The 12,469-nt window shown below is 55.1% G+C and carries 10 protein-coding genes; 7 read left to right on the forward strand and 3 right to left on the reverse strand.

Features of this window, described 5'->3' with window-relative positions:
* The first annotated feature begins 124 nt into the window (after positions 1-124).
* The 7 genes from CZ787_RS12155 to CZ787_RS12185 all read left to right on the forward strand — a co-directional run bounded on the left by CZ787_RS12155 (position 125) and on the right by CZ787_RS12185 (position 6,983).
* On the forward strand, positions 125-2,956 hold the full coding sequence (locus CZ787_RS12155; RefSeq protein WP_087109529.1) for a monovalent cation/H+ antiporter subunit A: 2,832 nt from the start codon (positions 125-127) through the stop codon (positions 2,954-2,956).
* The gene (locus CZ787_RS12160) at positions 2,956-3,288 is read left to right on the forward strand and encodes a Na+/H+ antiporter subunit C (protein WP_087109531.1); all 333 of its coding nucleotides are present in this window, start codon (positions 2,956-2,958) and stop codon (positions 3,286-3,288) included. Before CZ787_RS12155 ends, CZ787_RS12160 begins: the two co-directional genes overlap by 1 nt.
* Complete coding sequence (locus CZ787_RS12165; RefSeq protein ID WP_087109533.1) at positions 3,285-4,796, forward strand: monovalent cation/H+ antiporter subunit D; 1,512 nt, start codon at positions 3,285-3,287, stop codon at positions 4,794-4,796. The genes CZ787_RS12160 and CZ787_RS12165 overlap by 4 nt, the downstream gene beginning before the upstream one ends.
* The gene (locus tag CZ787_RS12170) at positions 4,793-5,290 is read left to right on the forward strand and encodes a Na+/H+ antiporter subunit E (protein ID WP_087109535.1); all 498 of its coding nucleotides are present in this window, start codon (positions 4,793-4,795) and stop codon (positions 5,288-5,290) included. The genes CZ787_RS12165 and CZ787_RS12170 overlap by 4 nt, the downstream gene beginning before the upstream one ends.
* On the forward strand, positions 5,284-5,553 hold the full coding sequence (locus CZ787_RS12175; RefSeq protein WP_087109537.1) for a K+/H+ antiporter subunit F: 270 nt from the start codon (positions 5,284-5,286) through the stop codon (positions 5,551-5,553). The genes CZ787_RS12170 and CZ787_RS12175 overlap by 7 nt, the downstream gene beginning before the upstream one ends.
* A 37-nt stretch (positions 5,554-5,590) precedes the next feature.
* Positions 5,591-5,977: a Na+/H+ antiporter subunit G gene (locus CZ787_RS12180; protein WP_087109539.1), complete on the forward strand. Its 387-nt coding sequence runs from the start codon at positions 5,591-5,593 to the stop codon at positions 5,975-5,977.
* A gap of 172 nt (positions 5,978-6,149) precedes the next feature.
* Complete coding sequence (locus tag CZ787_RS12185) at positions 6,150-6,983, forward strand: DUF6694 family lipoprotein (RefSeq protein WP_328514783.1); 834 nt, start codon at positions 6,150-6,152, stop codon at positions 6,981-6,983.
* Between the two features lie 73 nt (positions 6,984-7,056).
* Here CZ787_RS12185 and serB read toward each other — a convergent pair whose 3' ends face one another.
* The 3 genes from serB to parE are packed head-to-tail and all read right to left on the reverse strand — an operon-like array spanning position 7,057 to position 12,420.
* Entirely contained in the window at positions 7,057-8,262 is a 1,206-nt protein-coding gene (gene serB, locus CZ787_RS12190) for a phosphoserine phosphatase SerB (RefSeq protein WP_087109541.1), read from the reverse strand.
* A gap of 3 nt (positions 8,263-8,265) precedes the next feature.
* A complete protein-coding gene (gene parC / locus CZ787_RS12195; protein ID WP_087109543.1) occupies positions 8,266-10,518 on the reverse strand; it encodes a DNA topoisomerase IV subunit A in 2,253 nt (750 codons plus the stop codon).
* A 6-nt stretch (positions 10,519-10,524) separates the two neighbouring features.
* Entirely contained in the window at positions 10,525-12,420 is a 1,896-nt protein-coding gene (gene parE / locus CZ787_RS12200) for a DNA topoisomerase IV subunit B (RefSeq protein WP_087109545.1), read from the reverse strand.
* Positions 12,421-12,469 lie beyond the last annotated feature (49 nt).

Consider the following 12,469-nt stretch of genomic DNA (forward strand, 5'->3'; position numbering starts at 1 on the left):
TACGAAAGCCGCACATCTTCAAAACAAGTGATATTCTACGGTTTCGCTTAATTTACCCTTGGCCCTAGGTGTATTCTCCTCACTTTGCGGCTTTTTTTGAGATTTTATTGCGCTGGATGAGCCCATGACACTGCTTTGGATAGCCTTATTACCGTTGCTTGGGGTACTGGTGCCACTGATCACCGCTCAACGCGACCGCTCTGTGTGTTCGCTTGCGACGAGCGTGGTACCGGCTGCCGCCCTGCTACTCACCTTACTTCAGGTCCCTGCCTTGCTGGATGGTGAAACGTTGCGCTTCCATGCTGAATGGATGCCTGAGCTTGGCTTGGAACTTGCCTTTCGTCTGGATGGCCTGTCCTTGCTTTTCAACCTCCTGATTCTGGGAATCGGCCTGCTCGTATTGCTGTATGCCCACTTCTATTTGGGCAAAGATGAACCTGTAGGGCGTTTCTACGCTTTCCTGATGCTGTTCATGGCCTCTATGGTCGGTATCTCAATGTCCGACAACCTGATTCTTTTATGGTTGTTCTGGGAGCTTACGAGTCTTTCCTCGTTTCTATTGATCGGTTTTTGGTCTTATCGTAACGATGCGCGTAAAGGCGCACGTATGGCGCTAACCGTGACCGGTGCAGGCGGCCTTGCCCTATTAGCGGGGCTATTACTGCTCGGCGATATGGCCGGTAGCTTTAATATGAGTGATGTGCTGGCCAGTGGTGCCACCATTGTGGCGGACCCACGCTACCCCATCATGCTGGCGCTCATCCTATTAGGCGCTTTCACCAAATCGGCGCAATTTCCGTTTCATTTCTGGTTACCGCATGCCATGGCGGCGCCTACCCCGGTTTCCGCTTATCTGCATTCAGCCACCATGGTTAAGGCGGGCATCTTTTTAATGGCCCGGCTCCACCCAGCGATTGCCGGCAGCGAGCTTTGGAGCGTGGTGGTACCGCTTATCGGTTCAATCACGCTGCTATATGGCGCCTGGTTTGCCCTGTTCAAGACAGACCTAAAAGGTATTTTGGCGTTTTCTACCATTAGCCACCTGGGCTTGATTACGGTGCTATTGGGCATCGGCACGCCTATGGCCGTTTTGGCGGCGCTGTTTCATATCGTTAACCACGCCACATTCAAAGCAGCGCTTTTCATGAGCGCAGGCATCATCGACCATGAAACCGGCACGCGTGAGCTTAAGCAGTTGGGCGCGCTGCGCAAAACCATGCCCATTACTGCCCTACTTACGACACTGGCCGCTGCGGCGATGGCAGGCGTACCCTTCTTTAATGGATTTCTCTCCAAGGAGATGTTCTTTACTGAAACATTAGCCACGCCCGTACTGGGCGGATTAAGTTGGTTAATCCCTGCGCTGGCCGCCATAGGTGGCATTCTTTCCGTTGCCTACTCGGTACGTCTGGTGTATGCGGTGTTTTATGCGCCCGCAAAGGAAGCGTCACCCAAGGCGCCTCATGAGCCACCACACCTGATGCGTTTTCCGGTCGAACTGCTGGTAGTGCTCTGCATGCTGGTAGGTTTATTCCCCACGCTGATGGTCAATAACCTGCTTGAGCTGGCGACGCAAGCGGTGCTCGGTGAACCGTTGGATTTCCACCTGGCTATTTGGCACGGCGTGAACCTGCCACTCATCATGAGTATGGTGGCCTTTGTTGTGGGTGTTGTCCTTTACTGGCGCCATGCTGATTTACGTCGTTTCGCCCAATCGTTTGCCAGCGTCGATGCAAGCCGTGTGTTTGAGCGCGCAATGATCAGCCTTGAGCAACGAGCAGAAGCACTCGTGGCTGCCTGGGACGGTCATTCGCTTCAGCGCTTTGTGGGCTGGCTTTTGCTATCCACGCTGATCATGGGCGTTATCGGCTTATCGCAAATTACCGAGCTTACCGGCCCCAAAGGCAACCAGCCAATTGATGGCGTGCTACTGCTAGGCGCTGGCATGTTGATGTTTGGCGGTATCGCCACCGCTGCCACTCACCGCTACCGGCTAATTTCACTACTCATGCTGTCGGTGGTGGGACTCTTTGTAGCCCTTACGTTTGCGCGCTTCTCTGCACCGGACCTGGCGTTGACGCAGCTCTCAGTGGAAGTGGTAACGATGATTTTGCTGATGCTGGCGCTTTTTTTCCTGCCTCAAAAGACGCCACCCGAGTCCAGTCCCAAGCGCAATCTGCGCGACATGCTGTTAGCGGGTTCATTGGGACTTGTCATCGCCAGCATTAACTATGCGGTGATGACGCGAGATACCCTGTCGATCTCTAACTTCTTTATGACCAATAGCGTTCCTGGCGGCGGCGGCCATAACGTGGTCAACGTTATTCTGGTCGATTTCCGTGGCTTCGATACTCTGGGCGAGATCACGGTGCTAGCCTTGGCGGGCTTGGCGATTTTCAAATTGCTCAACCGTTTACGCCTGTTTATCCCGCACAGCGACGGAGAAGGCCGCGTTTGGTCACCTGATCGTTATCCGGCCATCCTGACCTCTATTTCACTAGCTCTATTGCCGTTGGCGTTGCTGGTGTCGGCGTTTATTTTCTTGCGTGGCCACAATGAGCCCGGCGGCGGCTTTATCGCTGGCTTGATCACCGCTGTTGCGCTGATTCTTCTGTATATGGCACGTGGCGTGGAGTGGACGCAACAGCGTTTGAACTTCCCCTTCCAACCCGTTGCCATTGCGGGGGTTGCGGTGGCGACGCTAACCGGCTTGGGTAGCTGGTTGTTCGGCTACCCCTTCCTGACCTCTGCCTTCAGCTACTTTAGCCTGCCGGTAGTAGGTAAGTTTGAGCTGGCCACTGCCCTGCTGTTTGATCTCGGCGTTTATCTCGCCGTCGTCGGCGCCACCCTGATGATTCTGGCCAACCTGGGCAAGGTCACCACGGCTCACCGGCCAGTGGCTGATGAGTCCAAGGACGATGAGGTCACTCCGCCACCCGCCAAGGAGCAAAGCTGATGGAATTACTTTACGCAATCACCACCGGCGTACTTAGCACCTGTGGCCTCTATTTAACGCTTCGGGGACGTACTTTTCCCGTGGTGGTAGGTCTAACGCTGCTTTCTTACGCCGTGAACCTGTTTCTATTTTCGATGGGTGGGCTAACCACCGACGGCGCGGCCATTGTTCATGGCGAAGGCGTTTATGCCGACCCACTGCCTCAAGCGCTAGTGCTTACCGCCATCGTTATTGGCTTCGCAATGACTGCTTTCGTCGTGATTCTCGCGATGCGCGCCCGCAGTGAAGTGGGCAACGATCATGTAGACGGTAAGAAGGAAGACCGCGAATGATGCAACACCTAATTGTTTTTCCTATCGTCCTGCCGTTGATCGCCGGCATTATGCTGCTCTACCAGCGCCAGGGATTGGTTCGCTACAAACGTATCGTGAGCGTTGTGGCCACTGTTCTATTATTGGCCGTGGCGATAGGCCTGATTAGCCAAGCCATGCGTGGCGAGATTCTTTACTACGCATTGGGCAACTGGCAAGCGCCTTTCGGCATCGTACTGGTGCTCGACCGCCTATCTGCCTTGATGCTGCTGATCACAGCTCTGCTTGCGGTGGGTGCCGTGATATTTGCCTGTGCAGGGGATGATGAAAAAGGCAGCAATTTTCACGGCCTTTTTCAGTGGCAACTCCTGGGCATTAATGGCGCGTTTCTAACCGGCGACTTGTTCAATCTGTTCGTCTTTTTTGAAGTACTGCTTCTCGCCTCTTACGCGCTGCTGCTACACGGTGGTGGCAAAGCACGTATCCAGGCGAGCGTGCATTACGTAGTACTCAACCTGGCAGGTTCTTCACTGTTTCTGATTGCGGTAGGTACGCTTTATGGCGCTACGGGAACGCTTAACATGGCCGATATGGCTCTGCGCGTAGCCGAACTGCCTGCTGAACGCCAAGGCCTGGTGACCGCTGGCGCGTTAATGTTGCTGGTGGTATTTGGCTTGAAAGCCGCCATTTTGCCGCTCTATTTCTGGCTACCGCGCGCTTATTCAGCGGCGCCCGCCCCGGTGGCGGCTCTCTTTGCCATTATGACCAAGGTCGGCATCTACGCCATCCTGCGCGTTTATCTGCTGATTTTTGGCGAAAGCGCGGGCGCACTGACCGCACTGGAGCAGCCATGGGTATGGTGGCTCGGCTTGGCAACGCTCGTTGCCTCTGGGGTAGGCATTATGGCTGCCCGAGATCTGAAACTACTGGTCGCTTACCTGGTGCTGCTGTCGGTGGGCACGCTTTTGGTCGGTGTGGGCATGCGAACAGAGCAAGCGACTTCAGCGCTTCTTTACTATTTGATTCATACCTCCTTGATTACGGGTGGTTTATTCCTGCTGGCCGAAATGATCGGATTGCAGCGCGGCAAGGCGGGGACTCGGCTGGTGAAAAGCCGTCCCATGACCCAAGGCAAGGCGTTAGGGTTACTGTTTCTTGTAGGTGCTGTCGCCGTTGTGGGCGTTCCGCCACTTTCCGGCGCCTTGGGTAAAGCACTGGTGCTCAACGCCGCTGAAGGTGCTCAGCGATTATGGCTATGGCCTACTCTACTGCTGGTTAGTTTGGCGGCCTTGATCGCTCTGTCACGCGCAGGCTCCACGATCTTCTGGCGTAGCTATCGCGGCAGTTTAGGCGGCAATGCGTTGCCACGCCGCCAATGGTTTGCCGTCATCTGGCTGCTAAGCGCGGCCCCCTTAATGACCCTTTTTGCGGGGCCCATCAGTAGCTACACCCAGGCAACGGCCGAGCAGCTATCACAGCCACAAATCTTGATCGACACGCTGCTACTTGATGCAGGAGATGCCCCATGATTACCCCGCGCTCCTGGCTGCCGACGCCAGTTTTATCGCTATTATTACTGGGCGTCTGGCTGCTGCTTGCACGCAGTTACGCCCCCGGGCAAATCGTGCTGGGCGGCATACTGGCCATTATCATTCCACTGGTGACCTATCAGTTCTGGGACACGACTCTACGCATCAAAAAGCCCTGGGTGCTGCTGCGGTTTATCTTGAGGGTTTTAAAGGATATCGTCGTCGCCAACTTTGAGGTGGCTTGTCTAGTGGCCAACCCTTGGCGCAGGCTAACGCCACATTTTATTGAATACCCTTTAATGCTGGAGGAGCGCTTCACCATTACGCTGCTGGCCAGCACCATCAGCCTGACGCCTGGCACGGTATCAGCCAACCTGCGTCTCGACGGTCAATCGCTATTAATCCATGCTCTAAATGTTGATGATGAAGAGGAACTGATCAGGCAGATCCGCGAGCGGTATGAGCGCCCTCTCAAGGAGATTTACGAATGCTAAGCATTGCTTTGTACATTACCCTGGCGCTTGTCGTCATGGCACTGCTAATGAACCTCTTTAGGCTTACCGTGGGGCCAGACCTTCCGGACCGCGTACTGGCGCTGGATACCATGTACGTTAATTCCATCGCACTGATTGTTCTGCTGGGGCTATGGCTTAACAGCAAAACCTATTTCGAGTCGGCGCTGCTGATTGCCATGCTGGGCTTTATCAGCACCGTGGCCGTGTGCAAATACATTCTGCGCGGAGACATTATCGAATGAACGCATTTTCTGTCTCGTATCACCCGGAGGCGTCGCCATGTCGATCTTTGTAGAAGCACTTATTTCCTTAATGCTTATCACCGGCGGCGTATTCGTATTTATCGGCTCACTGGGGATGGCTCACCTACGCGATTTTTATATGCGCCTGCATGGCCCTACCAAGGCCACTACGCTGGGTATTGGCTGCATGCTGATTGCCTCAATGGGTTATTTTTGGAGCGTCGATGGTCACATTGATATCCAAGAGCTGCTCATCACGCTATTTCTGTTTATTACCGCCCCTGTCAGCGCCCATTTGCTTGCCAAAACCGGCCTGCACTTGCGTTTGAAGCATACCCAAAAAACGCAAGGCAAACCGATAGAGCTTCGCTCAGAGGAAGTCGGTGATAAACCCGTCCCCCATCCCGACAAAGGCCACGGTTAGCCCTCCGGCCATGGCCCTGTAGTGAGAAAAACAGTCTCTACACGGTCACGGTTTCTAAACTTCCACAGCCCACAATCGATAGGTAAAGCGCTTAACAATGACAGAGATAGTAGTGGTCGTTAGCGCTTTCCGGTAAGCTCCACAGCGTTTTTGACCATAATGAGGTGAATGTATGTGGAGCCTCCTACGGCTGTCTGCCATTACGCTATCGCTATGTGTGTTAGCCGGTTGCTCAGACCCCAAAATAGATACCAGCTCCATGCCGGCCGCGGTTGTCTCAATTGAGAATGTACGTGAAGCGATGCCTGCTTATAAGCGCGATGAGTTTGATAAAGCGCTCGCTATTATGGCGATGCCAAACTTTGGCAGTATGGCCTTACTTAGCACTAAGCGAATGAATGCAGCCGAGATCGCTGAATCGGCCAACGTTCGCATGCATGGTTTAACGGGCGACCAGGTAATTAAACGCGCCGACGATATTCTACGCGAGAGGCGAGCCAGAGAGCGTCAGCAGGCGCTCTCAACCCTTGCCCGGTTGACTGAAAAGCAAGCGCGGGCAGCTACAGACCGCGAGCAACGGGAACGCTTTAGCATTGATAGCGCACGCTATTATATAAGCCAAAGCCCATACGGCACGCCGGAACCAGCGCTGGATATTGAGGTGACCAATCATACGGAGCAGGCCGTCTCGCAAGTATTTTTAAGAGGTGTTGTGACCAGCGCTGACCGGTCCGCGCCCTGGGTTGATGAAACGTTTTACTATGTAATTGCGGGCGGTCTTGAAGCAGGTGAAACGGCCATGTGGCGCTTGGCACCTAATCGTTTTAGCGCCTGGGGAAACACGCAAATACCCAGCGAGGTAACGCTCACGGTAACCGTTGAAGGCCTTGACGATGCAGAAGGCAACCCGTTATGGGATTCGCCTGAACTCAGTAAGAGCGAGGTAGAAAGGCTTGAGCACCTGATCCACGAGTATCAGGGCATTGCACTATCCACCACCCAGTAGTTGTCGGATTTATATAGCGCGTACTATTGAGTCGGTACGTTACGCACCGACTCATTGGCTAGCCGAAAAGCACTTAATCAATCAGGTCCGTTTGGCGATAACCAATCAGATACAGCACGGCATCAATGCCCAGTGTCGAGATCGCCTGACGCGCTTGAGCGCGTACTAACGGCTTGGCTCGAAACGCGATACCCAATCCCGCTTTAGCCAGCATTTTCAGGTCATTGGCGCCATCGCCCACAGCAATGGTCTGCTCCAACGTAAAGCCTTCGCGCAGCGCAATCTGCTCCAAAAGCTCTGCCTTGCGCTCAGCATCAACGATCGGCAACGTCACTTCACCAGTGACTTTACCGCTCTCAATCACCAGCTCATTAGCATGAATCTCATCAAAGCCGAGTTTTTCCTGTAAATGGCGGGCAAAATAGGTAAAGCCCCCGGATAGAATCACGGTGCGGTAACCGAAGCGCTTTAAATTAGCCATCAAACGCTCTACGCCATCCATTAACGGCAGCTCTTCGGCAATCTTGATCAGCACCGACTCATCCAGGCCTTTCAGCTTGCTCATGCGTTCGCGAAAGCTCTCCTGAAAATCCAGCTCGCCACGCATGGCCCGTTCAGTCACCTCGGCAACCTCATCACCCACCCCGTGATGCCGGGCCAGCTCATCAATCACTTCGGCTTTGATCAACGTGGAATCCATATCGAAGCACACAAGGCGGCGATGGCGCCGCCAGATCGAGTCTTCCTGGATGGCGATATCCACGCCATGTTCGCCTCCTAGTGCCAACGCCTTTTCGCGCAGCGCTTCGATATTCGCCTCGTCGCCACGTAACCAGCACTCAACGCAGGCACCGCCGGAAGGCGCGCTACCGTCCAGCGATTCACGCCCAGAAAGCCGGTGAATCAGCTCGACTGTTAACCCAAATTCTGCCGTTAAAATACCGATTTCAGCCAGTATGCCTGCCGGTAAATGCGGCGCCAGCAGTGTCAAAATCAGACGAGGCTGACTTGCCTCATTACTCCAGCGTTGATAATCGCCGGGGTTAACCGTAATCGCCTGAATATCCAGCCCTAGCGCATCGCCCGCCTCACTGAGCGTCGCCTCCAACGCGTTATCGTGTTCAAGCCCCACCAGGGCTTCCAGAGAGAGCATGCCAAACGTCACGCTTTGATTAATATCCAAAAGCTGGGCGTTCGTGCGGGCCAACACTTTTCCAAAGCCCTCTAGCTGACCGGAACGCGCCATACCGGTTGCACGAATTAAACAACGTTTTGTCATGAGCTACTCTCCCGCCTCTAACCGATCAACTTTTTGGAAGCCGCGCGGCAACTTGCTGCCTCGCCGCCCTCTTTCGCCGCGATAATACGCCAAATCATCCGCTTTCAAGGTCAGCTTGCGCTTACCGGCGTGAACCAGCAGTGCGTCGCTTGCCGAGAGAACAGTAACATCACGTACAAACTCTTCGCGTCGGGCGGCTCTCGGGCCGGGGATATCGAGCATTTTGTTGCCTTTACCCTTGGTCATTTCAGGCAACTGCTCAAGCGGGAACAGCAGTAGTCGGCCTTCGTTAGACACCGACGCCACCCACAGCTCTTCACCGTCCGGCACCTCGATGGGCGCCATCACGCTGCAGCCTTTGGGTACGCTGAGTACCGCTTTACCGGCTTTATTTTTACCGGTAAGCGCGTCCAAACGGGCCATAAACCCATAGCCACCGTCGCTTGCCAATACAAAGCGCCGCTCGGGCGGGGCAAGCATTAGCCCAGCCATTTGTGCCCCTGCCGAGACATTTGCCCGACCGGTCACCGGTTCACCCTGGCCCCGCGCGCTGGGCAAATTATGGGCCGCTAGGGTGTAAGCGCGTCCCGTGTCGTCCAGCACTACCAGCGGCTGGTTGGTTTTTCCCCGGGCGGCCAGATGGAAGCTATCACCAGCTTTATAGGACAACCCTTCAGGATCAATATCGTGCCCTTTGGCAGCGCGAATCCAGCCTTTATCAGACAACACTACGGTGATCGGATCAGCGCCCAGCAGCTCAACTTCCGAAAGTGCCTTGGCTTCACTGCGCTCAACCAACGGTGAGCGGCGCTCGTCGCCGTGCTCTTTGCCCGCCGCACGAATCTCTTTTTCGATCAGCGTGGTTAGTTTTGCTTCACTGCCCAGCAAGCCCGTAAGGTACTTATGCTCTTTTTCCAGCTCGTCCTGCTCGCCGCGAATTTTCATCTCTTCGAGCTTGGCAAGGTGGCGCAGGCGCAGTTCGAGAATCGCTTCAGCCTGGCGCTCAGAGAGACTAAAAGTGGCGATTAGCGAGGCTTTTGGGTCATCTTCCTCACGAATAATTCGGATCACTTCGTCAAGATCCAGATAGGCCGTCAGCAAGCCTTCCAAAATGTGCAGACGGTCTTCAACCTTGCCCAGGCGGTGCTCCAACCGGCGGCGCACCGTGGTGCGGCGAAAGCGTAGCCACTCGCCCAGCATATCCGTTAGGGGCATGACCCGCGGGCGGCCGTCCAGGCCGATCACGTTCATATTTACCCGCACGTTCTTTTCCAGGTCCGTGGTGGCAAACAGGTGGGCCATCAGCGACTCGACATCCACGCGGCTGGAGCGCGGCTCAATCACTAAGCGCGTGGGCTCTTCGTGTGTTGATTCATCACGAAGATCGGCCACCATGGGGAGCTTTTTCGCCTGCATCTGTGCGGCAATCTGCTCAAGCACCTTGGCACCGCTGACCTGATACGGTACGGCGGTGATCACGATATTGGCGTCTTCGCGGGTATACCGAGCGCGCAGTTTTACCGAGCCTCGACCTGACTCATAAAGCTTACGCAGGTCGGCTTGGGGCGTGATGATTTCCGCGTCCGTAGGAAAGTCCGGCGCGGGTACAAACGCCATCAGGTCGGTCGTGGTCGCCTGTGGGTTGCGCAGCAGATGGCAGGTAGCCTCGACCACTTCGCTAACGTTGTGCGGCGGAATGTCAGTGGCCATGCCTACGGCGATTCCGGTACCGCCATTGAGCAGTACATGGGGCAGCTTGGCAGGCAGTACGAGGGGTTCCTGCATCGTGCCGTCAAAATTGGGTGCCCAGTCGACTGTGCCCTGCCCCAATTCACCCAACAGCACTTCAGAAAACCTGGAGAGCTTGGCTTCGGTATAGCGCATAGCGGCAAACGATTTAGGGTCGTCTGGACTCCCCCAGTTGCCTTGGCCATCCACCAGTGGGTAGCGATAGCTAAACGACTGCGCCATCAGCACCATGGCTTCGTAACAGGCGCTGTCACCATGGGGGTGAAACTTACCCAATACGTCGCCTACGGTACGCGCTGATTTTTTGTACTTGGCGTTGGCGTGAAGCGCCAACTCACGCATGGCGTAAATGATCCGCCGCTGTACGGGTTTCATACCGTCGCCAATGTTAGGCAGCGCACGGTCTAGAATGACGTACATCGAGTAGTCGAGGTACGCTTTTTCGGTATAGTCGCGCAAGGAGAGACGTTCGACATCGCCTTCCGCTACCTGAATATCCATGCTCATCGGGGGTTATACCTCAATGTCTGCGAGGTTGCCGTAATCTTCCAGCCACTTCTTGCGGTCACTGGCGCGCTTCTTGGCGAGCAGCATATCCATCATTTCCATGGTGCCGTCGCCCTCTTCCAGCGTTAGCTGTACCAGGCGACGGGTTTCGACCGCCATGGTAGTTTCTCGCAGCTGTAGCGGGTTCATTTCACCCAAGCCCTTAAAGCGCTGTACATTCGGAGTGCCGCGTTTTTTTGCCAGCTGTTTGAGAACGGCATTTTTTTCGCTCTCATCGAGTGCATAGTGGACCTCTTTACCTAAATCGATGCGGTAAAGGGGTGGCATGGCGACAAACACATGGCCTGCATCCACTAGTGCGGGGAAATGACGTACAAACAGCGCACACAGCAGCGTGGCAATATGCAGGCCGTCGGAGTCCGCATCCGCAAGAATACAAATCTTGTGGTAGCGCAGCTTTTCGAGGTTCGCGCTACTGGGGTCCGCGCCAATGGCAACGGCGATGTCGTGAACTTCCTGAGAGCCGTAAATGTCGTGGGTCTCGACTTCCCAGGTATTCAAAATCTTACCGCGTAGGGGCAGAATTGCCTGGGTTTCACGATTACGTGCCTGCTTGGCGCTGCCCCCGGCCGAGTCGCCCTCGACCAGAAACAACTCGCTGAGCGATGGATCCTGGCCTGAGCAGTCCGCCAGCTTACCCGGCAGTGCAGGGCCTGACGTCACCTTTTTACGGGCTATCTTCTTGGCCTTTTTCTGGCGATGCTGGGCGGCGTTGATCACTAGCTCAGCCAACTGCTCGGCTTGATCGATATGATGGTTTAGCCACAGCGAGAATGCATCCTTCACTACCCCGGATACAAAACCTGCAATAGTGCGTGATGACAGCCGTTCTTTGGTTTGCCCAGCAAACTGGGGGTCGAGCATTTTCACCGAGAGCACGAAAGAGACGCGCTCCCAAAGATCATCGGCGGTGAGTTTGATGCCGCGCGGCAGCAGGCTACGATATTCACAAAACTCGCGCAGTGCATCCAGTAGTCCTGATCGAAAACCGTTAACGTGAGTGCCACCTTGCGGCGTGGGGATCAAGTTGACGTAGCTTTCGAGCAGCGATTCACCGCCTTCCGGCAGCCATTGAATGGCCCAATCCACACCGTGCTCGTCGTCACTAAAGTGACCAACAAACGGCTCATTAGGCAGCACTTCATAACCATCGGTGGCTTCGGCTAAATAGTCGCGCAGACCATCAGCATAGGCCCATTCCGTCGTTGTTCCATCTGGCTCAATCAGCGTAACGGCAAGCCCTGGGCAGAGTACCGCTTTGGCGCGCAGTAGATGTTTAAGCTTTGAAACGGCCAGTTTGGGGCTGTCGAAATAGCTTTCATCCGGCCAAAAACGCACCAGGGTTCCGGTAGCACGTTTCGCAGCCTTGCCGATTTCATGCAGATTTTCGACTTTTTCGCCGTGCTCAAAGGCAATCGCATGACGCGCGCCGTCACGAGTCACTTCTACTTCCAAGCGCCGTGAAAGCGCGTTGACGACCGAGACGCCAACGCCGTGAAGGCCACCGGAAAACCGATAGCTTGAAGAGGAGAACTTACCGCCAGAGTGCAGCTTGGTAAGAATCAGCTCCACCCCTGAAACGCCGTGCTCGGGGTGAAGGTCAATCGGCATACCTCGGCCGTCATCCTGAACCTCGATGCCCCCATCGCTGTGCAACATGACACGAATAAAAGAGGCGTGGTCGGCCAGCGCTTCATCGACGCTGTTATCAATCACTTCCTGGGCCAGGTGATTGGGCCGTGAGGTATCGGTGTACATACCGGGACGCTTACGTACCGGCTCGAGCCCTGACAGGACTTCGATAGAACTCGCGCCGTACTGAGAGGCATCAAACTGGGTCATGTAACGTCGGTTCCTGAAGGGTAAAGCTGGCAGCCGCCTGTGACTCGTA

Source organism: Halomonas citrativorans (assembly GCF_900163645.1).
GTDB classification, from domain to species: Bacteria; Pseudomonadota; Gammaproteobacteria; order Pseudomonadales; family Halomonadaceae; genus Vreelandella; species Vreelandella citrativorans.

Coding starts and splice junctions, on each gene's coding strand:
- CZ787_RS12180 (WP_087109539.1), top strand. CDS start 5,591: ATGTCGATCTTTGTAGAAGCACTTATTTCCTTAATGCTTATCACCGGC.
- CZ787_RS12160 (WP_087109531.1), top strand. CDS start 2,956: ATGGAATTACTTTACGCAATCACCACCGGCGTACTTAGCACCTGTGGC.
- serB (WP_087109541.1), bottom strand. CDS start 8,262: ATGACAAAACGTTGTTTAATTCGTGCAACCGGTATGGCGCGTTCCGGT.
- CZ787_RS12185 (WP_328514783.1), top strand. CDS start 6,150: ATGTGGAGCCTCCTACGGCTGTCTGCCATTACGCTATCGCTATGTGTG.
- CZ787_RS12175 (WP_087109537.1), top strand. CDS start 5,284: ATGCTAAGCATTGCTTTGTACATTACCCTGGCGCTTGTCGTCATGGCA.
- parE (WP_087109545.1), bottom strand. CDS start 12,420: ATGACCCAGTTTGATGCCTCTCAGTACGGCGCGAGTTCTATCGAAGTC.
- CZ787_RS12170 (WP_087109535.1), top strand. CDS start 4,793: ATGATTACCCCGCGCTCCTGGCTGCCGACGCCAGTTTTATCGCTATTA.
- CZ787_RS12155 (WP_087109529.1), top strand. CDS start 125: ATGACACTGCTTTGGATAGCCTTATTACCGTTGCTTGGGGTACTGGTG.
- CZ787_RS12165 (WP_087109533.1), top strand. CDS start 3,285: ATGATGCAACACCTAATTGTTTTTCCTATCGTCCTGCCGTTGATCGCC.
- parC (WP_087109543.1), bottom strand. CDS start 10,518: ATGAGCATGGATATTCAGGTAGCGGAAGGCGATGTCGAACGTCTCTCC.